The sequence below is a fragment of the Streptomyces javensis genome, assembly GCF_039525925.1.
Lineage (GTDB): Bacteria > Actinomycetota > Actinomycetes > Streptomycetales > Streptomycetaceae > Streptomyces > Streptomyces asiaticus.
Map to the genome: position 1 here is coordinate 109,744 of NZ_BAAAIF010000003.1, position 25,992 is coordinate 135,735.

Here is a 25,992-nt window from a genome sequence, read left to right on the forward strand (position 1 = left end):
GCCCGGCCGCCCCGGCCTGGCCGGTCGGCCGGAGCTCTCCGGTCTGTTCAGCCGATATGGCGTGCCCGGTCGGCCCGGTAGCCCCGGTCGACCCGGCTTGCCCGGCCACCCCGGCCTGCTCGGTCGGCTCGCTCGCTCCGGCTGCCCCGGTCGCTCCGGCTGCCCCGGTCGCTCCGGCTGCCCCGGTCGGCCCGAGCGGTGCGCTCTGCCCCGGCTGCGCAGCCCATGGGGCGGCCTCCGGGGCCGGGTACGCCTCGTCCGGCCCGGGGCCGTCCAGGAGCAGTTCGGGGCCGGGGCCCAGCCCGGCCTCCAGGGCGGCGCGCTGGTGCAGTAGCGCGAGTGGTGGGCGTTCGGCGGCGGACCGCAGCAGTCCGGCGAACGCCCGGCTGTAGTCCGGCGTGGCCAGCTGCCGCTTGGGCGGGGCGGGTGCCACCGTGCCGTAGAGGGTCAGTCCGGCCGCGAGGGCGGACGGGCCGGTGGTGCTCAGCGGTGGCCAGGCCGTCTCGTCGGCCACCAGGTCGGCGACCACGACGGTGCTGCCCGGCGGCCGTCGGCCGAGCTCGGCGGCCAGCCAGTGCCAGGGCAGCGCCGTGTAGCGGGCGGTCCTCGGGGTCGTACGGGCCAACGCCAGGTGCGGCAGCCGCTGTTTGGCGTCGAGGGTGAGCTGGCCCGCGAGATGGACCAGCACCGGGCCCGGATGCGCGGCGGCGGTCCGCAGATGCGTCAGTACGGTCTGCGGGTCGACCGGGTCCACGAGTTGGACGACGCTGGCGCCGCCGGGCGTGCCCAGCAGCGCCGCCGGTGGCACGGCGGCGAGCTGGGGCAGCGCGGCGGCCGCGTCCATCAGGCGCTGTTTGCCGACCGGGCCGGCGGCGAGCAGCAGGGCGTATCCGGGCCCGCTCACCGTCTCCGCCCCCGTGCCCGACCTGTCGTTCCCCATACCTGCACCGTATCCGCAACCGGCGACGACCGGTGCGGGTGTGACCGGCGCGGCATCCGGATCCGGGGGCCGCCGTCAGCGGCTGAGCCGCCCGTAACGCCGCACCGCGGCCGGGAGGAAGACGGCGATCAGCGCCAGCGGCCAGCAGACGGCGAGGAGTTGGGCGTGGTCCGCCGCCCAGGAGCCGCCACCGCCCCCGGGTCCGCCGAACAGCTCGCGGATCGCGGTGGCCGTCGCCGACATCGGGTTCCAGACCGCGAGGGCGCCGAGCCAGTCGGGCATGGTCTCGGGCGAGGCGAAGACGTTGGAGAGAAAGCCCAACGGCCAGACCAGGATCTGTACGGCCTGCACCATCTCGGGGCGCCCGGCGGCCATGCCCAGGAAGATGCCGAGCCACAGCATCGCGAAGCGCAGCCACAGCAGCAGCCCGAGGGCGAGCAGCGCGTCGCCGAGCCCGCCGTGCCAGCGCCAGCCCATCGCGAGCCCGACCCCGAGGAGGACGAGCAGACCGAGCGCCGACTGGAGCATGTCCAGCACGCTGCGCCCGACCAGAACCGCGGAGCGGGCCATCGGCATCGAGCGGAAGCGGTCGATGACGCCCTTGTTGAGGTCCTGGGTGATGGCGAGCATCGTCCCCTCGAGGCCGAACACCATGGTGAGCGCGAACGTGCCCGGCACCAGGTAGTCCTTGTAGTCGCCGCCGCCCGGGACGGTCATCCCGCCGCCGAGGAAGTAGGCGAACATCACCAGCATCATGACCGGGAAGACCAGTTGGACGGCGACCTGGACGGGCTGCCGGGCCCAGTGGGCGAGTCCGCGGCGGGTCATGGTCCAGGAGTCGATGAGGGTCGCGGTCGTCATACGAGGGTCTCCTCCTCGGCGGTGTCCGTCATGGCGGGCTCCCCGGTCAGATGCAGAAAGACCTCGTCGAGCGTCGGGCGGCGCAGCACGATGTCCTCCGCCTCGATCCCGGCCGCCGCCAGCGCCCTTACGGTCTCCGTCAGCGCGGCCACCCGGTCGGTGACCCGTGCGCCGAGCCGCCGCCGGTCGGGGTCGCTCTCGACCTCCGCGGCGCCGGTCGCCGCGGTCACGACCGAGGCGGCGGCGGGCAGTTGGCCCGCGTCGCGCAGCACCACCTCGATCCGGTCGCCGCCGAGCCGGGCCTTGAGCTCATCGGCGGTCCCGTCGGCGATGGCCCGCCCGCCGTCGATCACGCAGACGCGGTCGGCGAGTTGGTCCGCCTCCTCCAGGTACTGCGTGGTGAGCAGCACGGTCGTACCGCCGTCCACCAGCGAGCGGACCGCGTTCCACACCTCCGTACGGCCCCGGGGGTCGAGCCCGGTGGTCGGCTCGTCCAGGAAGAGGATCCGCGGCCGCATGATGAGGCTGGCCGCGAGGTCCAGCCTGCGGCGCATCCCGCCGCTGTACCGGCTGACCGCCTTGGTACCGGCTCCGGCGAGGCCGAACCGCTCCAGCAGTTCGTCCGCGCGGGCCGCCGCCCGGCGGCCGCCCAGGTGGTAGAGGCGGCCGAACATCTCCAGGTTCTGCCGTCCGCTCAGCTCCTCGTCCACCGCCGCGTGCTGGCCGACGAGTCCGATCCGGTAGCGGACCTCGTCGGGGTCGCGCACCACGTCGTACCCGGCGACCTCGGCCCGGCCGCCGTCGTGCCGCAGCAGGGTGGCCAGGATCCGTACGCAGGTGGTCTTGCCCGCGCCGTTGGGGCCGAGCACGGCGTGCACGGTGCCCTGCGGGACGGTCAGGTCGAGTCCGTCAAGGGCCCGTTTGTCCCCGTAGGTCTTCCGCAGCCCCTCGACGACGATCGCGGGATCGCTGCTGGCCAAGGTCTTCCCCTCTCCCTCGTGCTCTTCTCCGCACCACGTAGTCAAGTTTGACTACGCACGCCGGAAGGTACTGCCCGAACCCGCGCTAGTCAAACTTGATTAACGCAGAGAGCCACCGTCAGCCGCCTCGATCGGCAGGGTGTGGTGCCTCAGTCCGCGCCCGGCGCTTCGGCGTACGGGTTGGTGACGCCTTCCGGCAGTACCTCGACCGAGCGCTCCCCCTCGCCCGCCATCACATACGCCCCGCCCTCGAGCCGCTCGATCAGTCCGCGGGTCCACTCCGCCCCGCTGTCCGCGGAGTGCACCCAGAACTTCATGATCTCGCCGATATGGCCCCACTCCTCGGGGGTGCCGTCCGGTGGCGTCCAGTGCCGGGTCACCTCGGCCCGCCACTCCTCCAGTGCCGCCACCCGCCGCTTGAGCAGGGCGATCGCCTCGTCCCGGGGCAGGTCCACGATGAAACCCACCCCGGCCGTCAGCTCGTCGATCTTCTGGTCATGGCGCAGCAGGGCCTCCCGCAGCAGCCGGAAGTACTCCTCCTCGCCCGCCTCGGTCAGCTCGTACTCGGTGCGCGGCGGCCCGCCGACCGTGCTCGGCGCGACATCGTGCGCGCGCATCAGCCCCTGCTTCGCCATCTGCTTGAGCGCGTGGTAGATGGACCCGGGTTTGGCGTTGGACCACTCGTGCGCGCCCCAGAACTCCAGGTCATTACGGACCTGATAGCCGTGCGCCCGCCCGTGCTGGCGCACGGCCCCCAGCACCAGCAGCCGGATCGCTGACATCGCCCGCTCGTCTCCATCCTGGTCCCGACCCCCGCGACGACCAGGCTAGTGCCGCGTCAGGGCAAATCTTGACTGACGCGGCACCAGGGGATCGGCGGACCGGGCGGATCACCGCTCCAGGACGGACCAGTCGGGCTCCGGCATCGCCCCCGTCTCGAAGACGAGGTCGAAGGCGCCCTTGCCGTCGATCGTCTCGCGGATGATGTCGGCGTGACCGGCGTGCCGGGCCACCTCCTCGATCAGGTGGAGAACCGCCCAGCGCCAGGTGCGGGTGCCGCCCTCGTCCCAGGGGAGCCGGATCGCCTCGAACGTCGCGTCCAGCGACGGCAGGGCCCGTACGGCCTCCTCGGTCTCGCGCGCCACCTCGTCGTACAGGGCGAGCAGCGCCTCCACCGTCTCGTCCTCGGTGGGCTCGAAGGTGTGCTCCCACTCGGCCATCTCGTCCTTGGCGTCCCCGGCCTTGCCCTGGAGGACGCGCAGCCAGCCGCGCTCGCCCGTGACCACGTGCTTGAGCACCCCGGCCGGCGAGAGCGCGCTCGCGCTGGGGGCGCTGCGGGCCTGTTCCTCGGTCAGGCCGTGCACCGAGCGACGGATGCCGCCGCGCTGTGCCTCCAGGTACGCGAGCAGCGCGTCGCACTCGTTCTGACAGGCCTCGGGGTTCACGATCACGGGCATGGCCGCCGCCTCTCATCCGGAGGGCTCCGGGTCCGGCGCCCTGCGATGAACCCCACGTTATGGAGGCTCGCGGTCAGCTTCTGTCCGCGAGCCACCACCGTTCCTTCCTCAGAACGGGAACTGGCTCCGGCCGTGCTGGATGGAGATCCACTTGGTGGTGGTGAAGTCCTCGATCATCGACTCCCCGTTGAGCCGCCCGAGACCGGAGTGCTTCTCCCCGCCGAACGGCACGATCGGCTCGTCGTGCACCGTGCTGTCGTTCACATGGATCATGCCGGTGTGGATCCGCTGGGCGAACCGCACCCCGCGCTCGACATCGGCGGTGTGCACGGCCCCGCTGAGCCCGTAGTCCGTGTCATTGGCGATCCGTACGGCCTCGTCGTCGCCGTCGAACGGGATCAGCGTCACCACCGGGCCGAAGATCTCCTGGCCGAGGATGGCCGAGCCCTCCGGGACCCCGCTGAGCACGGTCGGCCCCATCAGGGTGCCCTCGGTCCGTCCCCGCACCAGCGCGGTGGCGCCCTCGGCGATCGTCTGGTCGACGAGCTGGGTGATCGCCTCGGCCTGGCCCTCGTTGATCAGCGGGCCGATATGGGTGGTGGGGTCGACCGGATCGCCCACCTTCAGGGTCTCCACCTTGGCCACGAACTTCTCGGTGAACTCCCGCTCGACCGCCCGGTCCACCAGCACCCGGTTGGCCGCCATGCAGACCTGCCCCTGGTGGACGAAGCGGCTGAAGACGGCCGCGTCCACCGCGTAGTCCAGGTCGGCGTCGGCCAGCACGACCAGCGCGCTGTTGCCGCCCAGCTCCAGGACCGTGCGCTTGAAGTGCGAGGCGGCCACGGTGGCGACGTGCCGGCCGACCTTGTCGGAGCCGGTGAAGGAGATCACCTTCGGTATGGGGTGCTCGATCAGGGCGTCGCCGATCTCCGCGATGTCGGTGACCACGACATTGAGCAGCCCGGCGGGCAGCCCCGCCTCCTCGAAGATCCTGGCGACCAGACCGCCGCCGCAGACCGGGGTGTTCTGGTGCGGTTTGAGGACGACGGCGTTGCCGAGGGCCAGCGCGGGGGCCACCGACTTCAGCGACAGCAGGAAGGGGAAGTTGAACGGGCTGATGACGCCGACCACGCCCACCGGCAGCCGGTAGAGGCGGTTCTCCTTACCGTCCACCGGCGACGGCAGGATGCGGCCCTCGGGCCGCAGCGCCAGATGGACCGCCTCGCGCAGGAACTCCTTGGCGAGGTGCAGTTCGAACCCCGCCTTCACATGGGTGCCGCCGCACTCCGCGATGATCGTCTCGGCGAGCTCCTTCTCCCGGTCCTCGATGATCCGCAGCGCCCGCTCGAACACCGCCCGCCGGGCGTAGGGGTTGGTGGCGCCCCACTCCGGCTGTGCCCGCTCGGCCGCCCGGTAGGCCAGGTCCACCTCCTCGACGGTCGCCACGGTGATGGAGGCCAGCTTCTCCCCGTTGTAGGGGTTGAAGTCGACGATGTCCCAGGAACCGCTTCCGCCGCGCCACTCGCCGTCGATGAACTGAAGGGCCAACTCGGAGAAGTAGGACATGCCATCCCTATCTTCAGGACGCGGTGCCGGTCCCCGACAGCCGCGCACATGTGGGGGGTATTCCTGACAGGACGTCATCCTACTGACGGGTCAGGCTTCGCGAAGGAGCCCCCGGAGCAATTCCCGGCTCTCCTCGGGGGAGAGGCTGTCCGCGCGGAGCCGCTCCAACACCCGCTCGTACTGCGAGACTTCATCGCGCTTGTCCAGATAGAGCGCGCTGGTGAGCTGCTCCAGATAGACGATGTCCGGGAGGTCGGACTCCGGGAAGCGCAGCCGGGTGAACGCCCCGCTCTCCCCCGCGTGCCCGCCGAAGGAGAACGGCATCACCTGGAGCGTCACGTTCTGCTGCTCGGAGACGGTGACCAGATGGCGCAGCTGCGCGGACATCACCTCGCGCCCGCCGTACGGACGGTGCAGCGCGGCCTCGTCCAGGACCACATGGAACGCCGGGGCGCGCTCGGAGACCAGCAGCTTCTGCCGCTCCAGCCGCAGCGCCACCCGCCGGTCCACCTCGTCCGAGCACGCCTGCGGCTGACCGCGGGTGACCACGGCGTGGGCGTAGCCCTCGGTCTGGAGCAGACCGTGGATGAACTGCACCTCGTAGCAGGCGATGTCGGAGGCGGCGCCCTCCAGGCCGACATAGGTCTGGAACCAGCCGGGGAGTACATCGCCGTAGCTGTGCCACCATCCGGCGACATTGGCCTCGCGGGCGAGCCCGAGCAGTGCCCCGCGCTCCGCGTCGTCGGTGACTCCGTACAGCGTCAGCAGATCCTCGACGTCCCGCGCCTTGAAGCTCACCCGGCCCAACTCCATCCGGCTGATCTTGGATTCGGAAGCCCGGATCGAATAGCCCGCCGCCTCGCGGGTGATGCCGCGGTCCTCGCGCAACCGCCTGAGTTGAGAGCCCAGGAGGATGCGGCGCACCACCGATCCACTCGACTCGCCTGCGGCCATTTCCGCGATCCTCCCTGTACGGAAAGCATCCTTGCGAACGGCGCCCCCCGCAGCCCCTGAGGGCGAAGTCTGCCACTGATCGGGCTTCACGCCGTAGGCGCGTCGTTACTCAACCCGACGATGCACGCCAGTGTACGGAGTCAGAAATCCGAGCAAAACCCGGCGGATCGGACCAACCGGCCCGCGTGCACGTGCATTTGCCCTTGCATCTGACGTGCGCATTCGGAACCATAGGGTGTGCGCACGTGCTAGCTGGTACGAAATCTGGCCAGAGTTCGTCACGGCCACGGATGCAGGAGTGCTCGCATGGGGAGCGAAGGTTCGACCCTGCTGGAACCCTTGTGGCAAGGGCTTGCCGCCATCGATCCCGCCGCCGTCTCCGGATCCGTCTCCTGCGCCCTGCCCGCCCGTTATGAAGCGGTCAAGGGGGCCCGGCAGTTCACCGGCTCCACCCTGCGGCAGTGGAACATCCCCGAACTCCTCGACGAAGTGGCGCTCGTCGTCTCCGAACTGGTCACCAACGCCCTCCGGCACGCCCTGTCCGGCACCGCGGCGACCGGTGAGCCGGAGCGGCCGGTGCGGCTCCATCTGATGCGCGGCCCCTCACGGCTGGTGTGCGCCGTACGCGACCCCAGCGAGGTGGGGCCGGTGGCCGGTGAGGCGGGCTGCGGCGAGGAGTCCGGGCGCGGGCTCCATCTGGTGGAGTCCTTCACGGACGGCTGGGGCTGGCAGCCGCTGGCGGGCACCCCGCGCGGCAAGATCGTCTGGGCCGTCTTCCGGCTCCCCGACGCGTAGGCATACGCGGACCGCCCGTCTCGGGCGCTCCCTCACGGGCGGGTGGACTCCGGCGGGGCCGTGGTGATGCCCAGGCCGTGCAGCTGGAAGAGCCGGTTCACATCGTGCATCGTGACGATCCCCTCCAACTGCCCGTGGTCCACCACCAGCACCGGCAGCGCGCCGCCACCCGGACGCGCCCGCTCCAGTACCTCGCTCAGCAGCTCACCGGGCTCGGCCACGGTGCACCGCGCCAGCGGTGTCGCCACATCGCGCACCCGCCGCTCCTCCCGCGCCTCGGCCGGCACCGCCGCGAGCGCGCGCAGCTGGACGAGCCCGCTGGGCCGTCCCTCGAAGTCCAGCAGCGGCATCGCCGAATGCCGGGCGTGGGCCGCCACCTCGTCGATGAACCGGTCCACGGTCAGCCAGTCGGCCCCGGCGGCCACCGGCGCCGACATCGCGTCCGCCACCCGCACCCCGCGCAGCGCCGTGTTGACCCCGGCCCGCTGCCGCTCCGCGTTGGCGATGATCACCATGAAGAGGCCGATGAGCGAGAGCCACAGCCCGCCGTTGTTCCCGCGCAGGAAGGAGATCCAGCCGGCGGCGATGAGCAGCACGCCGAGGATCTGGCCGCTGCGCCCCGCCGCCCGCTCGGCGCGCTCCCGGTCCCCGGTGCGCCACCAGATCACGGCCTGCACCACCCGTCCGCCGTCCAGCGGCGCGGCGGGCAGCAGATTGAAGACGCCCAGCAGCAGATTGGCCCAGCCCAGCCAGATCAGCACGGCCGTGGGCACTCCCCACCCGGTGAGCGTGTGCACCCCGATCCCCGCGCCGACCGCGACACCGCCGATGACCAGGCTGGTGAGCGGTCCGATGACGGCCACCCAGAACGCGACCCCGGCGGTGCGGGGCCGTCCCATCTTGGTCATGCCGCCAAGCGCCCAGAGCGTCACGTCCTCCACCGAGACGCCCCTTCTGCGGGCGGCGACCGCGTGCGCGGTCTCGTGCAGCAGCAGGCTGCCCATCAGCAGCACGGCGCCGACGACGCTGGCGACGGCGTAGACGGCGCCGGTCCGGCCCGGGGTCCACGCGGGCAGCGTCTCGTGGCCGAGCCCGTAGGCGAGCAGCACGATCAGCACCGGGACGCTCCAGTGCATCCGCAGTGGTACCCCGAGTACACGTCCGACGCGGACCGAGCCGTTCATCGCCGTCTCACATGGGTCGAGTCCCCCCGATCGCCACTACCAGTGTCGCGCGTCCGCGGCGATCAGCCCAGACCTGCCGGATCGTGCGCCAGATGGTCGAACTCGCCGTCCTTGGCCCCGAGCAGCATCGCCTCGACCTCGGCCGGGGTGTAGATCAGCGCCGGTCCGTCGGGGAACCGGGAGTTGCGTACGGCCACGTTCCCACCGGGCAGCTTGGCGAACTCGACACACGACCCCTGGGAGTTGCTGTGTCTGCTCTTCTGCCAGACGACTCCCCGGAGGTCCGCGGCCGCCATGCCGTTGTAGGGGTGGTCGCGCACAGGGCTTCTCCACTGTTCGTGCATGCGTGCAGCTGTCAACTGTCCGGGATCATAGCTCCGTTCCTTTGCGAATGCATGGGCAAATGCATCTGCGTATGCGCAGGTAGATGCACAAGCAGATGCACGTGCACCATGCGTATCGGCATGATCACCCGACACCCGGGATCTTCTGCCCGGAGTGAAGAAGAGCAGTCGTCATGAATGACGTCCGGGTCCCCCTCCGGGTTGAGCGGGCCTCGGACATCGGAGCCTCGTCGTCGAAAGCGCTGTCATCGGGACGTTGTCATACCCCCCTGCCAGAATCCCGGGCATGAGATGGGCGGCGGCGGAGACGGATCACGGGGGTGTTCGTCTCTGCCCGCTCGACCCCGCGGGAAAGGCCGCCGGACCGGTCGTCGAGGTCACGGCGGAGCAGGGCGGGATCGCCGAGGCCGTGCGGTCCCGCCCCGAGGCCGACCGGTGGGTGTGGCGGTCCACCGCCGAGGTCTATCCACGGCTGCTGGCGGCCGGGGTCCGGGTGGAGCGGGCCTATGACATCGAGGCGGCCGAGGCGCTGCTCCTCGGCCATGAGGGGCGCTCGGGCGCACCGCGTTCGCTCGCCGCCGCCCGGGCGCGGCTGCGCGGGCTGCCCGTCCCCGAGGATCCGCCGCCCCGGGCGACCGGGGGCCAGCCGTCGCTGTTCGAGCCCGGTCCGCCGCCGCTGCCGCCGGGCACCGATCCGCTGGACGCGCTGCTCGAGGTGTACGCGGACCAGCTGGTCCGTACGGACGCGGCCGAGCACCCGGACCGGATGCGGCTGCTCACCGCGGCCGAGTCGGCCGGGATGCTGATCGCCGCCGAGATGCGGCGCGCCGGGGTGCCCTGGCGCGCCGACCGCCACCGGGAGCTGCTGGACGAGCTGCTCGGCGAGCGCTATCCGGGCGGTCTGGAGCCGCGGCGCCTGGCCGAGCTGGCCGACGAGGTCTCGCGCGCCTTCGGCACCCGGGTGCGGCCCGATCTGCCCGCCGAGGTCGTCAAGGCGTTCGCCCGCGCGGGCATCGCCCTCGGCTCGACCCGCGCCTGGGAGCTGGAGCGGATCGACCACCCCGCCGTGGAGCCGCTGCTGCGCTACAAGAAGCTCTACCGGCTGCACACCGCCCATGGCTGGTCCTGGCTCCAGTCCTGGGTGCGCGAAGGCCGTTTCCGCCCCGAGTACCTGCCCGGCGGCACCGTCTCCGGCCGCTGGACCACCAATGGCGGCGGGGCGCTCCAGATCCCCAAGGTGGTGCGGCGCGCGGTGGTGGCCGATCCGGGGTGGCGGCTGGTGGTGGCCGACGCCGACCAGATGGAGCCCCGGGTGCTCGCCGCGATCTCCCGCGACCCCGGGCTGATGGAGGTCGCGGGCAGCGGCCGGGACCTGTACGCGACGCTGTCCGACCGCGCCTTCTCGGGCCGGCGCGACCAGGCCAAGCTGGCGCTGCTGGGCGCGGTCTACGGCCAGACCTCCGGCGACGGCCTGAAGCACCTCGCGGCCCTGCGGCGGCGCTTCCCGGCGGCGGTGGCGTATGTGGACGAGGCGGCCCGCGCGGGTGAGGAGGGCCGGCTGGTGCGCACCTGGCTGGGCCGCACCTGCCCGCCCGCGGGCGGGCTCGCCGAGGAGACGGCCGACGAGGCGGGGCTGCCGCGGGACCAGGAGGAGCCGTCGTACGGCAGCACGGCGAGCGCCCGCGCCCGGGGCCGCTTCACCCGGAACTTCGTGGTGCAGGGCAGCGCCGCCGACTGGGCCCTGCTGATGCTCGCCGCGCTGCGGCGGTCGCTGAGCGGCGCGGGGCTGCGCGCGGAGATCGTCTTCTTCCAGCACGACGAGGTGATCGTGCACTGCCCCGAGGCGGAGGCCGACGCGGTCCGGGAGGCGATCGCCGAGGCGGGCGGGACGGCCGGCCGGATCGCCTTCGGAGCGACCCCGGTGCGGTTCCCCTTCACCATGGCGGCGGTGGAGTGCTACGCGGACGCGAAGTAGGCGGCCCGGAAGTGAGTGCCCGGAGGTGGGTGCCCGGAAGTGAGTGCCCGGAAGTGGGCGCCCGGAAGTGGTGGCCGCCTCCCCCGACCGGCTCAGCCCCACGGGCAGCGGGCCTGATCGTCCCCACACGATGAGAGCGGAGGGCCGCCGGGCGGCGGCCCGCCACACCGCCCACAGGGGAGACCTGCCATGACCATCAGCCTCGAGGCACTGCGCCGCTGCTCCATCGCCGTCGACCTCGGCGCGGCCAGGACGCGCGTCTACCTCAGGCGCACCGGGCTCATCGTCGACGAACCCACCGTGGCCGCCGTGAACACCCACACCGGCGGGCTGATCGCGGTCGGCACGCTGGCGCAGCGGATGACCGGGCGGACGCCCGCGCACATCCGGGTGGTCCGGCCGGTCTCCAACGGGACCGTCGTGGACATCGAGATGGCCCAGCGGATGCTGCGGCTGCTGCTGGGCAACAAGCTGCGCCGCGCCTGGCGGCGCCGCCCGCTGGTGAGCGCCGCCGTCTGCGTGCAGCACGACGCCGACCCGCTCGCCCAGCGCGCCGCCGTGGAGACGCTCACCGGTATCGGCGCCAAGCGGGTCGAGCTGGTGGACGCCCTGATCGCCGCCGCCGTGGGCTGCGGTCTTCCGGTGGAGCGGCCCGAGGCGACGATGATCGTGGTGTGCGGCGCGGCCACCACCCAGGTCGCGGTCCTGTCGCTGGGCTCGATCGTGGCCGCCGAGCGGGTGCCGGTGGGCGGCGAGACCGTGGACCACGCCGTCGTCCAGCATCTGCGCAACGAGCACGCGCTGATGCTGCCCAGCCAGGCCGTCCGCCCGCTGCACCTGATCGTCAAGGACAGCGCGGGCGGCGCGGACGGCGTCCCGGCCGTACAGAGCACCGAGGTGCACGGCCGGGACGTGGCCACCGGGCTCGCCCGGACCGTACGGATCGACGTCGAGGGCGTACGGGCCGCCATCCGCACCCCGCTCACCGGGGTGCTGGACGCCATCGGCTCGGTGCTGCGCCGCTGTCCGCCCGATCTGGTGGCCGACCTCGCCGACCGCGGCATCATGCTGGCGGGCGGCAGCGCGGTGCTGCCCGGGTTCGACACGATGCTGCGCGAGGCCACCGGGATGCCGCTGAACATCGCCGACCACCCCGACGTCTGCGCGGTCGAGGGGCTCGGCGCGATGCTCGACGGCAAGGTGCAGCCCCTGCTGCTGGACGCGATGGTCTCCTGACCGCCTCTGGCCGCCGGCCCCTGACACCTGCCCCCCTGGCCCCTGACCCCTGACCTCTGATCGGAAATTCTTCGTGACGCGTTGAGCGGCTGCCTCCCCCCATGCGTAGTGAAGGGGGAAGAGGCCGACATGGCCGCCGATCCCCCCCGGGGCTCAGACCGGGAGTCGTCCGTTGATGTTGTCCAACTCAGGTCAGGTCCTGGAGGTTCAGGTGCACGACGACGCCGCCGTGGCCGATGAGCGTCCGTCAAGATCCAGGCGTGGTACGCCGGACGAGCAACTCATGCGCGCGCTCTACCAGGAGCACGCCGGGCCGTTGCTCGCGTTCGTACTGCGACTGGTCGCGGGCGACCGGCACCGCGCGGAGGACGTCGTCCAGGAGACCCTGGTGCGCGCCTGGCGCAACGCCGACCAGCTGTCCCGGGCCACCGGCTCCATCCGGCCCTGGCTGGTCACCGTCGCCCGGCGGATCGTGATCGACGGACACCGCAGCCGGCAGGCCCGGCCGCAGGAGGTCGACCCCTCCCCGTTGGAACTCATGCCCGCGGAGGACGAGATCGACCGTGCACTGCGGCTCATGACCCTGACCGACGCGATGCAGGACCTCAGCGACGCCCACCGCGAGGTGCTGGTCGAGACCTACTTCAAGGGGCGGACCGTCAACGAGGCGGCCCAGACCCTCGGCATACCCAGCGGGACGGTACGGTCCCGGGTCTTCTACGCGCTGCGCTCGATGAAGCTCGCGCTCGAGGAGAGAGGAGTAACGGCATGACAGCGCAGACGCACCATCCGGGACATGACGCCGTTGGCGCGTATGTGCTCGGCGTGCTCGACGAGGCGGACGCCACCTATTTCGAGGAGCATCTGGCCGGCTGCGACCAGTGCGGACGTCAGCTGGACGAGCTGACCGGACTGGAACCGCTGCTGGCCGATCTGGCCGCCGACGTCCCCGGGATCCACGGCAGCCCCGGGCGGACCCAGCTCACGGGTCACACTCCGCATGCCTTCAGCGCCACTCCCAACGCGATCGAGACCCTCACCGCGCGCCCAGGTCCGGCCCTGTTCAACCGCATGGTCGGCGAGGTCGCCGCGTCCCGCGCCAAGCGGCGGCGGCGCGGTCTCTACCTGGTCGCGGCGGCGGCCGTACTGATCGTCGGCGGCCCGGTCGGCACGATCGCGGTCACCTCCGGCGGCTCGGACAGCTCCGTCACGGCCGCCCCCAGCGAGAGCGTCCTCTTCGCCGGAATGCCCGACAAGGTGCAGGGCACCGACCCGGACACCAAGGTGAACGCGGCCGTCGCGCTGGAGGACAAGATGTGGGGCACCGACGCCATCCTCCGGCTGAAGAACCTCAAGGGCCCGCTGGACTGTAGCCTGATCGCGGTCTCCAAGAACGGCCATGAGCAGACGATGATGACCTGGTCCGTGCCCGAGTGGGGCTACGGGATCGAGGACAGCCCCAAGGCGGAGGCGAGAGGTCCGCTGTGGGCGCACGGCGGCGCGGGCATGAAGCGCTCCGACATCGAACGCTTCGAGGTCCGTACGACCGACGGAAAGCGCCTGGTCTCCCTGAACGTCTGACCTGCCACCCGAACGTCCGACCCGCCACTCGGATCGCCGATCAACCCATGCGGCGTGGTGAGCGAGATGTTACACAGAGTGTGATATGTCGTGCTCCGCGTCCCCGGGGGATCCGGATCCGAGGAGGCACCCCGTGGCTGACCCGGACGCCCATCAGCAGCGCATGTTCGCTCAGTATGTGCTGCCCGAGGTCGAGGTGCTGCTGCGCGTGGCCATGTCACTGACCACCCAGCGAGCCGACGCCGAGGATCTCGTGCAGGACACGTTACTACGGGCGTACCGGGCAGTCGGCCGTTTTGACGGGAGACATCCACGGGCCTGGCTGCTGACGATCATGCGGCATGCGGAGGTCAGCCGGCGCCGCCAGCGCCGGCCCCGGCTGCTCGACGATCCGGACACGGAGCTGGAGCGGCTGGTCCCGGCCCGGGACGCGACGCCGGAGGAGCTGGTGGTGGACACGACGTTCGACGAGGCCGTGGACGCCGCGTTCACGGCGCTTCCGCTGCGGGACCAGCAGGTGGTGCGGCTGGTGCATGTGGACGGACTGTCGTACGCGGAGGCCGCACAGGTGCTGGACGTCCCCAAGGGGACGGTGATGAGCAGGCTGCACCGGGCGCGCAAGCGGATCCGGAACCAGCTGCTGGCCGCGGGAGTGGAATCGGAGCGAGGTGGCGCATGAGCAGATGGACATGGTGGCGGACGCGCACCACGGGGACCACGCGGACCGCCGGACGGCTCCGGACCACACGATGTCCCCTGGGCGCCCCGATGCTCCAGTCGTATCTGGACGGGGAGCTGGACGCCCCGGCCGCGGCCCGGGTGCGCACCCATGTGGCCGAGTGCCACCGCTGCGCCCGGGAGCTCGCCGTCTACCAGCGGATCAGCGAGGCGCTGGCCGCCCGCGCGACGATCGACGAGGCGGTGCTTGACCGGCTCAGGGACTTCGCGGAGTCCCTCGCGGAGCGGGAGAGCCGGGAGCCGGGGGCGGAGGGGGCGCCGCAGGAGCCGATCCCGGGGACGGAGACGGTGCCGCCGGAGGCGATGCCGAACGAGGCCATGCCGGCCGAGGCGATGGAGACCGAGACGGTTCCCGGGACGGCGCCGGGGGCGGATCGGGACGCCGATCAGGGCGCGGTGCACAAGGCGGGAGGCTGACGGCCAGCGGATCAAGCCCCGCGCCCGGACCGCTCGCGCCCGCCCCGGGCAGCGCGGCGACCCGCTCGCGTACCCGCGCGGGTCTGCGCAGCAGCAGGGCCGCGGTGAGCAGGGTTCCGCTGATCAGGGCGACGTCGGCGAGGTTGAAGACCGGCCCGCGGGCATCCAGCGTGATCCAGTCGATGACGGCGCCGCGCAGCGGGCCGGGCGACCGGATCATCCGGTCGGCGCCGTTGCCCATCGCTCCCCCCGCGATCAACCCCAGGCCCAGCGCCGCGCCCCGGCCGCGTACCCGCAGCCCGGCACCGGCCGCGCCCAGCGTGGCCACCGCGCCCGCGAGCGTGATCACCACGATCAGCGCGGGGCGGCTCTGGCCCAGGCCGAAGGCCACCCCGGTGTTGCGCACCAGCAGCGCGCAGAACGGCCCGAACCGGGCCTGCGGCCCCGCGGTGCCGCTCCAGGCGGCCAGCGCCATCGCCTTGCTCAGCTGATCGGCCACGATCACGGCGAGCGCGACCAGGGGGAAGAGCAGCCGGCCGGTCGCCGGATGGGGCTTCATCATCGGCCTCCCTGGGGGTGGGGGGGCCGGTCCGCGGGCGCGGTCCGCGGCCCGGGAAGGAAACCCGCCGGGCGGCCGCCCCGCTTCCCTTCCGGCGGAACGAATCCGGAGCGAACGGGCACCGGGCGAGAAAAGACGAGGGCCCGCAGGCGGCACTGCCTGCGGGCCCTCGCTGCTTGCCAACGCCGTGATCAGCTATGTGGTCATCGGCGGTGTACCGAAGGGGTTACTCCGACTTACTTCCCCTTCTTCGCCTCCAGGAGCGGCGTCTGGTACTTGGCCAGCATCTTCATCTTGTTCTTGTCGATCGTCTTCCAGTCGTTCTTCAGCACACCGCCGGTGTCACCCGAGTCCGGGTTCCAGGTCCAGTAGGTGTAGCTGATCTGGTGCTTCTTGAGGTAGTCCATCAGGGCGTTCTGCCAGACGGCCTCGGAGCTCTTACCGGCGGTCTTCTTACCGCCGAACTCACCGAGCAGCAGCGGGGCGATGTTCTGCTTCTTGATGTACGCCCAGTGCTTCTCCCAGATGGCCGGCATGTTCTTCGGGAAGTCCTTCGCCATGAACCAGTTCTGGTTGTAGACGCCCGGACCGTAGTCGTGGGCCGAGTAGACGACCTTGTTCGGCTCGTTGAGCTTCACCGGGTGCTTCTTCACACCCTGGAGGTCACCGCCCCACCAGAACTGCTCGTTCTTGTGGCGGTCCGTACCCTCGACGAAGATCAGCCAGTTCTTGTTGACCTTGTGGATCGCGTTACCGGCCTTGGTGGCCGCCAGCTGCCAGTCGGTCTTCGGGTTGCCGTCGCCCCACGTGGCCTGGCCACGCGGCTCATTGTGCAGGTCGGCGCCGATCACCCGGTCGTTGTTCTTGTACCGCTTGGCCAGCTTGACCCAGTCGTCCATCCACTGCTTCTCGGAGAGGCTCTGGGAGTGCCACAGCTCACTCTGGCCGTACTGGTCCGGACGGTGCTGGTCCAGGATCACCCGGATACCACGGTCGGTGGCACCCTTGACGATCTTGTCCATGATCTGCTGGGGGGTGAGGCCCTTCAGATCGGGGTTCTTGTGGTAGTCGATGCCGTCGGGCTTGGCGGACGACTTGAACATGTCGTTCGCGTACGGCAGACGCATCGTGTTGAAGCCCTGCTTGGCCATCTGGTCCAGCATGGACTCCCAGTTACGGGTCCACAGGCCGTGCGGCGCGTAGGTGCCGGTCTCGAAGCCGAACCAGTTCACACCGGTCAGGACGACCTTCTTACCGTCGGAGTCGACGATGTCGCCCTTCTTGGTGGACAGGGGGCCTTCGGCGCCCGCGCCGGATGCCTTGGCGGCGGAGGTGGTGGTGGTGGCCGACTGGCCATCGGAGTTGTTCACCGCGAAAGCGGTGACCGTGCCACCCACGGCAGCAGCAGCGACGACGGCCGCGGCGATACCGAAGCGGAGACGCTGCGAGCGCGGCGCACGCTTGGTCTCGGTGGTCGGGGCGTTGTTCTGGTCCATGGGGGAATTCATTCGGAGATGCTCCTGAGCAAATCGGGTACTGCGGTTTTCAGGACGCTGGGGTTGTTCGTCGGAGATTCCAGACATTCCATCTGCGGGTCGGAGACTGCGGTCAGCCGGACAATCCGCGCGGACGGTAGGAGTTCGCCGATCAGGCGGACCAACCGCTGCGCTTGCCAGCTGGGCTCATCCACGTCGATCAGCACCACATCCGGCTGCATGTGATGGGCCAGGGAAATTGCCTCCCGGGCCGATCCTGCAATTCCGGATAGCTCCAGTCCGGGCTCCTCGACAACGAGATCGGCGAGAGCACTCAACACCAGTGGGTGGTGCTCCACGACGAGAACTCTGTGCATCGATTGGAGCTCCTTCGGGGCTTGTCCTTTCGCTTCTCGACATTAGGGAGTGACCACGGTCGGAATCGCCGTACGCCTGGCTGAAATCTGCGTACCTCAATTGCGGGAATTCCGGGCACACCAAACGGCCGAATTCCGCCTACCTCAGTTGAGGTAGAGGAATTCGGCCGTTTTATAGGGGTTATGTCCGTTTTGGCGGGTGGCCCGAAGGGCTCAGAAGGCGCTCAGAAGGCTCTCAGGGGGGTGCTCGGAGGCCGCCCCAGGGGCCCTCAGGGCATACGAAAGGCGCCGGTCACGGGGTTGACCGGCGCCCAGGAAGGGGTCAGGAGGATCAGCGCGTCAGCCGGTACGCGTAGCCGGGGACGAACATTCCCGCACCGGCGGCACAGCCGTCCGCCTGGCCCGGCTGCTTGACCCACAGGAAGGCATCGACCCCGGGGATGCCCGTGGCGGCGGTGGGGGCCCTGCCCAGCTTGCGGCCCGGCGGATCGCAGAAGCTGTGCTTGCGCGTGGGCCCCGCCCCGTTACGGCTGGTGTCCACCACGACCCCCAGCCGGGGCCGGCGCAGCTCCCGGATCACGGACAGCCCGTAGCGCACCTCGTCGGCGGTGGCGTTGAAGTTGGAGACGTTGACCGCTATCCCGTCCCCGTACCGCTCTATACCGGCGCGTCGCAGCCGCTCGGCCATGGTCCGCGCGGGCTGCCATCCGGAGTTCCCGGCGTCGTAGTACACCCGGGCGCGCGGCGCGCCCCGCTGGAGCGCCCGCGCCGCGTACGCCAGCGCCGCGAACCGATCCGCCTGCTGCCGCCGCTTGAGACAGCTCATATGGGCCAGCGCGTCCGGTTCGAGGATGACGATCGCGCGCCCGTCCCCTATCCCCCGGGCGAGGGCCTCGCTCCAGCGCCGGTAGGCGGCCGTGTCCCCGGCGCCGCCCGAGCTCAGCTGCTGGCAGTCGCGCTGCGGGATGGTGTACGGGACCAGCACCGGCAGCCGTCGCTGGGCGGCGGCGGTGCGGACCAGGTCGCGGGCCCGCTCCTCGATCAGGGACTCATTGGTCTCGGTGAGCCAGGCGGCCTGGGGCTCGGCGGCGATCCGCCGGGCGATGGCCGTCGCCCGGCGGTCGTGCGGATGGTCCCGCACCCAGGTCGCGGCCGGGTTGTGGGGGTCGACGTAGAAGTGGGTCGTGGCCGGGAAGAACGGCTTGGCCACGGGGAGCGACGGCTTGGTGGCGGGCGGTCGCACCGGGCCCACGAACAGGGCCTGCACGGTGGTCGCCGCCATCACCACCTCGACCACCAGCACCATCACGATCAGCTGGGCGATGCCGCGCCCCGCCCACCGGGAGGTGCGGGCACGCGCCGGTGGGCGGGGGCGGCGGTCGCGGCCGCAGAGTTTCGTGATCATGGCGAGTCCTGCCCGGCCTCAGCCGTGGTGGGAGTTGTCGGGCGGCCTGCGGCGGCTGATGAGCACCACCGCCAGAATCGCGAGCACCACCAGGACCCCGGCCACCACACCTATCGTGACCAGGGCGGATTCATCCCCGGCGGTTTTGGGGGCGGCGGCGTCCGGAGTGGCGGACGCGGACGGATGGCGGCGGGGCGCGGAGAGCTCGGCGGAGGCGGGGGGCGCGGCCCGGTCCGCCAGTGCCTTGGCCGGGGCGATCACCCCGTACCCATAGCGCGGGTCATGGCCCGCGGAGCCCTTGCGGTCGGCGGTGTCGATCAGCTTCTGGACCACCTGGTTGGCGTTCCAGCGGGGATGCTCCGAGCGCAGCAGCGCGGCGCCCGCCGCGACCCAGGGCGCCGCGAAGCCGGTGCCGTCGCCGGTCCAGTAGTCGTTGTTGCCCGAGGTGGTGAGGATGGCGACGCCGGGGGCGGCCAGGAGGGTCTTCCCGCCGTGGTGGGAGGAGGTCCAGACGGCGCCCTTCTTGTCGGTGGCCACCACGGCGACCACGCCGGGGAGGGCGGCCGGGTAGGTGGGCCGGTTGCCGATCTTGCCGTTGTCGCCCGCGCCGGCCACGATCACGGCGTCCTTGTCGACGGCGTACTTCACCGCGGACCGCAGCGCGGGGGTCGGCCGCTTGAAGTTGACGGCCAGGTCGATGACGCGCACGTCCTGGTCCACCGCGTGCCGGATGGCCTTCGCGGTGGGGTCGGCGAGGGGCTTTCCGTCGCGGTAGACGCCGAGCGGCATCACCTTGGCCTTGGGCGCGAGCCCGTACACCCCGTCGCCGCGGTAATTGCGGCCGGTGCCGGCGATGATTCCGGCCGCATGGGTGGACTGCTCGGCCGTCTTGCCGCCGTCCCGGGTGCCGTAGCCGCCGGTGCCGCCCGCGAAATCCTTTCCGCGGACCACGCGGCCGCGCAGATCCGGATGGGAGGCGTCGACCCCGGTGCCGATGACCGCCACGGTCACTCCCGCGCCTTTGCTGAATTTCCAGGCGCGCTCCGCCTTGAGCGCGGTCAGCGCCCATTCGGAATCGTGCAGCCCACCGGAATCGGAATGACTTGCCGCAGCCGGCGTGGCCAGTGCGAGTGTCATCACGGCGATGACCGCTCCGGCCCGGCCGGCGAATGGATGGCGTGACATCACGTGACCTGACATTACGTCACCTACTCTCCTCGCACGGGACGCAAGGCCGTCCGGCCCATTTCATCTTTGGGCATCCCCCGCAGGTACTGGCACCCGCGAGAGGGGGAACGTCCCGTCCCTTCTTTGGGGGACCGGTCCGGATACCCCGGACCCGGCTCTCCCCAATACGGGGGATAGGAGAGGTCCGCCGAAGGTGTACCACCCGCTCCCCCGGGCGCGGGTACTACCTCCTTTTCGGGTGACGCACTCTTGGGTCAACGGCGATAAGAGCCTCCTGTCGAGGGAGTCGCGATGCAGCGTTTCCGAACGTTCAGCGAGCGCACCGGAGAGCCGGGCGAAGAGGCGGACAGCACCGACCGTAATGCCCGCAGGCGGGCCGGAATGCTGTTCCGAGTCCGCCAGGTCCGGAACCCGATGGCGGGCATGCCCGGTCTGGCCCTGCGTTTCGCGGTGGTCGGCGGGGGCGGTGTGGTCGTGAACACGGTGGTCCTCTTCGTCCTCTATCACTGGGCCGGACTGCCGCTGCTGGTGGCGTCCTCGATAGCGGTGGAAATCGCCGTCGTGCACAACTACCTGCTGAACGACCGGTGGACCTTCGCGGTGGCCACTCCGTCCCTCGGGCGATTCATCAAGTTCAATGTCTCGGTCCTGGGCGGACTCGGGGTCAATGTGCTCATCGTCTGGTCACTGGTGCGCACCGGAATGCATCTGCTGCTGGCGAATTGCCTCGGCATCGCGGCCGCTTTCGCGGTCAACTTCGCGTCGAGTACCGGCTGGGTCTGGGGGAGGCGGAGCCGATGATTGTCGCCATCATCTACCTGGTGCTGATCGTGGTCTCGATCCTGCTCACCGTGCAGTCGGCCCATGTCCTCTATCTCATGCTCTACACCTGGGACCGGGCGGATGCCGAACGGAAGGCCAGGGCGCCGGATGAATTCCTGCCGCCCCAGATCTCCTTCAGTGTCCTGCTGCCCGCCCGCCATGAGGAAGACGTCATCCAGAGCACCATCGAGCGCGTGGTGCGGGCCAACTATCCGGCCGAACTGCTGGAGGTCTTCGTGATCTGCTCACAGGACGACGACGGCACGATCAAAAAGGCCGAGGAGAAGATCGACGACCTGAAGCGGAAAGGGCTGCACAATGTGCGGGTCGTGGTGTTCGACGACCAGCCGATCAACAAGCCGCACGGCCTCAACACCGCCCTTCCGCACACCGCCAACCAAGTGGTGACGATCTTCGACGCGGAGGACGACATCCACCCCGAGATCTTCTCCCTGGTGAACACCGTGATGGTGCAGGAGAAGGTCAAGGTGGTCCAGGCCGGTGTGCAGCTGATGAACTACGAGTCCAACTGGTACTCGACGCTCAACGTCCTGGAGTACTTCTTCTGGTTCAAGAGCCGGCTGCACTACCACGCCCACTACGGCTCGATCCCGCTCGGCGGCAACACCGTCTTCTTCGCCCGTGAGCTGCTGCTGCGGCTCGGCGGCTGGGACGACCGCAACCTCACCGAGGACGCCGACATGGGGCTGCGGATATCCGCCATGGGCGAGCGGGTGCGCGTGGTCTACGACGACCGGTACGTGACCAAGGAGGAGACCCCGCCGACCCTCGGCCACTTCATCCGCCAGCGCACCCGCTGGAGCCAGGGCTTCATGCAGACCCTGAAGAAGGGCACCTGGAAGAAGATGCCGACGCGCAAACAGCGCTGGCTCGCCTTCTACGTCCTGGTGTTCCCGCGCGGGCAGGCGCTGTTGGGCATCTATCTGCCGATCTCACTCGGCATGATCCTGATCCTCAAGGTGCCGGTGCTGATCGCGCTCTGCTCCTATCTGCCCGTTCTGCTGCTGGCCGCGCACTTTCTGGTCCAGGCGGTCGGCCTGTACGAGTTCACCGGCGCCCACGGCCTCGAGGCCTCGCCGAAGGCCCTCGTGCGCATGGCCATCGCCTGGTTCCCGTTCCAGATGGTGCTGGCGTACGCCGCGCTGCGGGCGATGCGGCGGGAGATGCTCGGCCGCCACGACTGGGAGAAGACACAGCACGTAGGCGCCCACCGGGCCACCACCGAGGAGGCGGAGTCGCGTGTCGGATAACCCCACGCCCTCGCGGCCGGCGGACGTCGGCGCGGAAGGCCGGAACACCGCGCCGGACAAGAGCATCGCCGCGGACAAGGGCACCGCGCCCGAGAACGCCACCGCCGCGCCCGAGAACGCCACCGCCGCGGACAAGAGCGCCGAGGCCCCCGCGCGGCGCCCGCGCCGCCGCCGCCCGCGGTTCTCCGTGGAGCGCGGCTGGTTCCCGCCGCTGGGGACCAAGGGCAGGATCGCCCTGGTCGCCTCCCTGCTGACCGGCCTGCTCACCCACGGCTACCACCTGTTCCGCTACCCCCTCTACCTCACCGACGAGGGCATCTACATGCAGCGGGCGTGGTCGCTGGTGCGGGAGACGAGTCTGTCCCCGTACACCTACGACTACGACCACGCCCCGCTGGGCTGGATCACCCTGGCCGGGTGGGTCTTCCCGCTGCCGAAGCAGTTCGAGACCTTCGGGAACGCGATCAACACCGGACGGTTCCTGATGCTGCTGGTGCATGTCGCCGCCGTCTACCTGCTGTTCGAGATCGCCCGGCGGCTGTCCGGCAGTGTGCTGGCCGCCACCGTCACCTCGTTCCTCTTCAACGTCTCGCCGATCGCGGTCTACTTCCAGCGGCAGGTCCTGCTGGACAACCTGATGATGCTCTGGCTGCTGCTGAGTCTGTTCATGCTGCTCAGGCGGGAAGTCACGATCAGATCGGTGTTCGGCGGCGGGCTGGCCCTGGGGGTCGCGCTGATCACCAAGGAGAACGCGATCTTCTTCGTGCCCAGCTTCATGTATCTGCTCTACCGAAGGGTCAAGGGGTCGGCCAGCAGCCGGTTCACCAGCACCCTCTGGCCGTTCGCCGCGGCCACCCCGATCGGCGCCTATGTGACCTACGCGCTGCTCAAGAACGAGCTGCTGCCGAGCGGTTTCGACTTCGACCTGAACAACCCGCCCGCGGACCACGTCTCGCTGCTCTACACCCTGTGGTGGCAGCTCAACCGCAACCAGGGCACCCTCTTCAGCCACACCGGTCTGCTCCAGACCAGCTGGCTGGTCCGGGACAAGTTCCTGCTGATCGCCGGGGTGTGCGCGATGGTGATGTGCCTGTGGATCGGCACCCGGGACCGCAGGCGCAACCTGGGCTTCCTGATCGCCGGGACGCTGGCCTTCGGATACGCCTTCTACCTGGTGCGCGGCAGCGTGGTGCTGGACTTCTACGTCACCCCGCTGATCCCGATGTTCGCACTCTGCGTCGGCATGATCACCGACCGGCTGCTCAAGGGCTCGTTCGCCAATCGGTTCATGCGCGGCGCGCATTCCCTGACCCGGGTCGCCGTACCGTCGTTCGTCGCCGTTCTGCTGCTGGTGTCACCGGCCTCCGGATATCTCGTGCACACCAATACCGAGGGCCGTACGCAGATCGCCGACCAATACCAGTCCAAGATCAACCTCACCGGAATGCAGCATGCCCAGATCGCCTGGGTGCGCAAGCACGTACCACCGAATTCGCGCGTCATCATGGACGACGACCTATGGGGTGAGCTGCACGATGTGCGCCCGTTCTACCCGTACGCGCATTCCCACTGGAACGCCTCGTCCGACCCGGACGTGCGCGACAAGCTCTTCAAGAAGAAATGGCAGAACGTCGACTACATCATCATGTCGAACAAGATGCGCAAATCGATGATGACCAACAATTCCGACGGTCGGGAGAACTGGATTCTCCAGGCGCTGCGTAATTCCACCCGCGTCTGGTCGGAAACCGAGGGCAACATCAAGCTGGAAATCTACCGTGTGCAGTAGCCATGGGAAGAGGAGGTGAAGGCCATGCCTGAGTACGACGACGACTGGGATGTTCCGGAGGACAGGGATGATCCCGAGAACGAGGAGCACACCCCCGACGGTGAGAAGAAGAAAAAGCTCACCTGGAAGACCGTCCTGCTCGCACTCGTGGTCTTCGCGATCGTCGGATCGCTCGTCCAGGTGGTCGCGCGCGGCGGCTTCGGAGGCGCCCTGAACACCACCGGCAGCGGAGGCGGCGGCGCCCCGAAGAAGGAGCAGCACTCCCGGCAGGAGCAGGAGATACGCCCGCCCAAGCAGCCCAAGACCATCAAACTGGGCAATCAGCGGGTCCCCCAGGCGTCCGGCCCGATCATCGTGATCAACCCGGGCCTGGTCACCCCCGGCGGCAGCGCCGCGGTCGAGGGCGGTGGCTTCGACAAGAAGGCCACCGTGGACATCCTGCTCAAGGCCCGGAAGTCGGACACCAAGGGCCGCGCCATCGGCAGCGTCCGCTCGGACCGGTACGGGTCGATCTACGCCCGGTTCACCATGCCCGATACCGCGGGCAACCGACCCGCCACGCTGGTCGCCCAGCAGCGCGGCAGCAGCAAGACGGCGGAGGCCAAGGTGATCACCGGTGGCGCCGTCGGCACCGCCAAGATCAACAAGATGGTGGGCCGCCCCGGTGACGTGGTGACGGTCTCCGCCCGCGGCTTCCGCCCGGGTGAGCCGATCGACGTCTTCTGGGGACGGACCACCGGCATCCCCGTCACCACGCTGCACACCGACAGCGGCGGCGGCGTCGCCCACGCGGCGATCAAGGTGGGCGTCGCCCCGACCGGCTCCAGCACCCTGGTCCTGGTGGGCAAGCGCAGCAAGACCACGGCCACCGCACCCTTCCAGATGCTGGCCATGTACCCCTCGATGAAGTCCAAGCCGTACGCGCTCAAGGCCGGCCAGCGGATCACGCTGTCCGCCAACAAGTTCGCGCCCGGCGAGCGGGTGCTGGTCTACATCAACTCCACCGGCGGCCTGCCGGCCTTCACCGCCCAGGCGAACGGCATGGGCCAGATCCGCGACGTGGCGTTCAACGTGCCGTTCGGCCTCAAGGGGCGGCAGACGCTGATGGCGATCGGCGACCAGAGCCGGGCCGTGGTCCGCTCGGGCTTCACCGTGCTGCCGTACAGCCCGTCCGCCGAGCCCAGCGCCTTCGGCGGCAGGGCGGGCACCACGCTCAGCTTCTATGTCGCGGGGTTCGCCCCGGGCGAGACGGTGACCGCCTACGCCGGTTCGGGCTCGAAGGCCCAGCGCAAGATCGGGACCTTCCAGGTGGACAGCCGGGGCAAGGCGGCGGCCGTGGGCTCGTACAAGATCACTCCGGCGGATGAGAGCGGGGTGTCCTTCCAGCTCATCGGCCAGAAGAGCGGTGGCGTCGCCAGGGCGAGCATCAACATGTCCCAGGGCCGCGGGGATTAGGGACCGCGAGTGGCGCCGAGGGAGAACGTGGGCCGGGCCGGGCCGCCCGCCGGGAAGCGGCGGGAGGCGGCGGACACGGCGGGGAAACAGGCCCACGTTCCAGGGAGCGACCGGCCGCCGACGGCCGCGAAGCGGCTCGCCCGGACGGCTGACCAGTTCCGTAGATGTACCATGCGTCCTGGAGTGTCCTATGAGCGTAGTTTTCGGCCCTAACTCACGAAGAGTCCTACAATTCCTGACCCACATCGAGGACCTCTCCCCGGAGGAGATCGACCGGGTGGCCGATCTGTGGAAGCAGACGTCCAGCCAGACCCGCGCCGAGGGCTGGGCGGTGGTCCACCGCACCACCACGCCCGAGGAGCGGTACCGGATCCTGGTCGCCGCCTCGGTGGCGCGCCGGGCCGCCCTGGACGCCGCGCGGAACCACAAGAAACACGACTGGGCCTTCTGGGCCGCGGTCTGGGACGCCGCGACCGCGGTCGCCGTCTGCGACCGCATCGGAAGCCACTACAACGTGCTGGTCGCGCCGCTGGCCGCGGTCATGCCCTCGCTGGCGCACTGCCGGCGCGATGAATTCGAACCCCGCGAGTTGCAGGGTGCCGTCCTCAAGGGAGGTGAGTAGC

General features: G+C 70.3%; 24 protein-coding genes and 2 pseudogenes. 12 read left to right on the forward strand and 14 right to left on the reverse strand.

The genetic code is table 11. The features are described 5' to 3' along the window. The 7 genes and pseudogenes from ABD329_RS04565 to ABD329_RS04595 form a co-directional block, all read right to left on the reverse strand. Positions 1–940 (reverse strand): annotated as a pseudogene (locus ABD329_RS04565) (hypothetical protein); the annotation flags it as partial. A 75-nt stretch (positions 941–1,015) separates the two neighbouring features. Next, complete coding sequence (locus ABD329_RS04570) at positions 1,016–1,801, reverse strand: ABC transporter permease (RefSeq protein ID WP_198278077.1); 786 nt, start codon at positions 1,799–1,801, stop codon at positions 1,016–1,018. Beyond that, positions 1,798–2,781 (reverse strand): ATP-binding cassette domain-containing protein, encoded by a 984-nt coding sequence (locus ABD329_RS04575; protein ID WP_198278078.1) that lies wholly within the window; start codon positions 2,779–2,781, stop codon positions 1,798–1,800. Before ABD329_RS04575 ends, ABD329_RS04570 begins: the two co-directional genes overlap by 4 nt. 149 nt (positions 2,782–2,930) lie before the next feature. Further along, positions 2,931–3,563, reverse strand: coding sequence for a PadR family transcriptional regulator (locus ABD329_RS04580; protein WP_198278079.1), 633 nt, complete (start codon positions 3,561–3,563; stop codon positions 2,931–2,933). Positions 3,564–3,671: 108 nt separating this feature from the next. Further along, positions 3,672–4,238: a DinB family protein gene (locus ABD329_RS04585; protein ID WP_198278080.1), complete on the reverse strand. Its 567-nt coding sequence runs from the start codon at positions 4,236–4,238 to the stop codon at positions 3,672–3,674. Between the two features lie 108 nt (positions 4,239–4,346). Then, on the reverse strand, positions 4,347–5,804 hold the full coding sequence (locus ABD329_RS04590) for an aldehyde dehydrogenase family protein (RefSeq protein WP_198278081.1): 1,458 nt from the start codon (positions 5,802–5,804) through the stop codon (positions 4,347–4,349). A 90-nt stretch (positions 5,805–5,894) separates the two neighbouring features. Continuing rightward, a complete protein-coding gene (locus tag ABD329_RS04595) occupies positions 5,895–6,758 on the reverse strand; it encodes a helix-turn-helix domain-containing protein (protein WP_198278082.1) in 864 nt (287 codons plus the stop codon). 306 nt (positions 6,759–7,064) lie between these two features. On the opposite strand from ABD329_RS04595, the gene ABD329_RS04600 reads away from it, so the two are divergent. Continuing rightward, on the forward strand, positions 7,065–7,553 hold the full coding sequence (locus ABD329_RS04600; RefSeq protein ID WP_198278083.1) for an ATP-binding protein: 489 nt from the start codon (positions 7,065–7,067) through the stop codon (positions 7,551–7,553). Positions 7,554–7,585: 32 nt separating this feature from the next. Here ABD329_RS04600 and ABD329_RS04605 read toward each other — a convergent pair whose 3' ends face one another. Both ABD329_RS04605 and ABD329_RS04610 read right to left on the reverse strand, forming a co-directional pair. After that, on the reverse strand, positions 7,586–8,737 hold the full coding sequence (locus ABD329_RS04605) for a site-2 protease family protein (RefSeq protein ID WP_198278084.1): 1,152 nt from the start codon (positions 8,735–8,737) through the stop codon (positions 7,586–7,588). Positions 8,738–8,799: 62 nt separating this feature from the next. Further along, positions 8,800–9,033: a DUF397 domain-containing protein gene (locus ABD329_RS04610; protein WP_230992276.1), complete on the reverse strand. Its 234-nt coding sequence runs from the start codon at positions 9,031–9,033 to the stop codon at positions 8,800–8,802. 334 nt (positions 9,034–9,367) lie between these two features. Here ABD329_RS04610 and ABD329_RS04615 point away from each other — a divergent pair, with 334 nt between their 5' ends. The 6 genes from ABD329_RS04615 (at position 9,368) to ABD329_RS04640 (ending at position 15,028) form a co-directional block, all read left to right on the forward strand. Beyond that, positions 9,368–11,056, forward strand: a complete 1,689-nt coding sequence (locus tag ABD329_RS04615; RefSeq protein WP_198278086.1) for a bifunctional 3'-5' exonuclease/DNA polymerase — start codon at positions 9,368–9,370, stop codon at positions 11,054–11,056. A 189-nt stretch (positions 11,057–11,245) separates the two neighbouring features. Continuing rightward, on the forward strand, positions 11,246–12,292 hold the full coding sequence (locus ABD329_RS04620) for a rod shape-determining protein (protein WP_198278087.1): 1,047 nt from the start codon (positions 11,246–11,248) through the stop codon (positions 12,290–12,292). Between the two features lie 175 nt (positions 12,293–12,467). Next, entirely contained in the window at positions 12,468–13,064 is a 597-nt protein-coding gene (locus tag ABD329_RS04625; protein ID WP_075200395.1) for a sigma-70 family RNA polymerase sigma factor, read from the forward strand. Next, complete coding sequence (locus ABD329_RS04630; RefSeq protein ID WP_198278088.1) at positions 13,061–13,873, forward strand: zf-HC2 domain-containing protein; 813 nt, start codon at positions 13,061–13,063, stop codon at positions 13,871–13,873. The genes ABD329_RS04625 and ABD329_RS04630 overlap by 4 nt, the downstream gene beginning before the upstream one ends. A 133-nt stretch (positions 13,874–14,006) precedes the next feature. Beyond that, positions 14,007–14,552 carry an RNA polymerase sigma factor gene (locus ABD329_RS04635; RefSeq protein WP_037955421.1) on the forward strand — a complete coding sequence of 182 codons (546 nt, stop codon included), beginning with the start codon at positions 14,007–14,009 and terminating at the stop codon, positions 14,550–14,552. Further along, complete coding sequence (locus ABD329_RS04640; protein ID WP_198278089.1) at positions 14,549–15,028, forward strand: anti-sigma factor family protein; 480 nt, start codon at positions 14,549–14,551, stop codon at positions 15,026–15,028. The genes ABD329_RS04635 and ABD329_RS04640 overlap by 4 nt, the downstream gene beginning before the upstream one ends. Before the next feature lie 154 nt (positions 15,029–15,182). Here the strand turns inward: ABD329_RS04640 and ABD329_RS48155 are convergent. The 5 genes and pseudogenes from ABD329_RS48155 to ABD329_RS04665 all read right to left on the reverse strand — a co-directional run. Further along, positions 15,183–15,590 (reverse strand): annotated as a pseudogene (locus tag ABD329_RS48155) (signal peptidase II); the annotation flags it as partial. Between the two features lie 233 nt (positions 15,591–15,823). Further along, positions 15,824–17,083, reverse strand: coding sequence for a glycoside hydrolase family 5 protein (locus ABD329_RS04650; protein ID WP_246618701.1), 1,260 nt, complete (start codon positions 17,081–17,083; stop codon positions 15,824–15,826). Positions 17,084–17,091: 8 nt separating this feature from the next. Continuing rightward, positions 17,092–17,439, reverse strand: a complete 348-nt coding sequence (locus ABD329_RS04655) for a response regulator (protein ID WP_198278947.1) — start codon at positions 17,437–17,439, stop codon at positions 17,092–17,094. Positions 17,440–17,770: 331 nt separating this feature from the next. Continuing rightward, positions 17,771–18,844 (reverse strand): glycoside hydrolase family 6 protein, encoded by a 1,074-nt coding sequence (locus tag ABD329_RS04660; RefSeq protein ID WP_198278948.1) that lies wholly within the window; start codon positions 18,842–18,844, stop codon positions 17,771–17,773. An 18-nt stretch (positions 18,845–18,862) separates the two neighbouring features. Then, the gene (locus ABD329_RS04665; RefSeq protein WP_246618702.1) at positions 18,863–20,029 is read right to left on the reverse strand and encodes a S8 family serine peptidase; all 1,167 of its coding nucleotides are present in this window, start codon (positions 20,027–20,029) and stop codon (positions 18,863–18,865) included. Positions 20,030–20,323: 294 nt separating this feature from the next. On the opposite strand from ABD329_RS04665, the gene ABD329_RS04670 reads away from it, so the two are divergent. From ABD329_RS04670 to ABD329_RS04690, 5 genes are all read left to right on the forward strand, one after another. Next, a complete protein-coding gene (locus ABD329_RS04670; RefSeq protein ID WP_198278950.1) occupies positions 20,324–20,833 on the forward strand; it encodes a GtrA family protein in 510 nt (169 codons plus the stop codon). Next, on the forward strand, positions 20,830–22,125 hold the full coding sequence (locus ABD329_RS04675) for a glycosyltransferase (RefSeq protein ID WP_198278951.1): 1,296 nt from the start codon (positions 20,830–20,832) through the stop codon (positions 22,123–22,125). The genes ABD329_RS04670 and ABD329_RS04675 overlap by 4 nt, the downstream gene beginning before the upstream one ends. Beyond that, complete coding sequence (locus ABD329_RS04680) at positions 22,115–23,914, forward strand: glycosyltransferase family 39 protein (protein ID WP_309142802.1); 1,800 nt, start codon at positions 22,115–22,117, stop codon at positions 23,912–23,914. Before ABD329_RS04675 ends, ABD329_RS04680 begins: the two co-directional genes overlap by 11 nt. A gap of 24 nt (positions 23,915–23,938) precedes the next feature. Beyond that, positions 23,939–25,369: a hypothetical protein gene (locus ABD329_RS04685; RefSeq protein ID WP_198278952.1), complete on the forward strand. Its 1,431-nt coding sequence runs from the start codon at positions 23,939–23,941 to the stop codon at positions 25,367–25,369. A gap of 190 nt (positions 25,370–25,559) precedes the next feature. Next, positions 25,560–25,991: a hypothetical protein gene (locus tag ABD329_RS04690; protein WP_198278953.1), complete on the forward strand. Its 432-nt coding sequence runs from the start codon at positions 25,560–25,562 to the stop codon at positions 25,989–25,991. Position 25,992 lies beyond the last annotated feature (1 nt).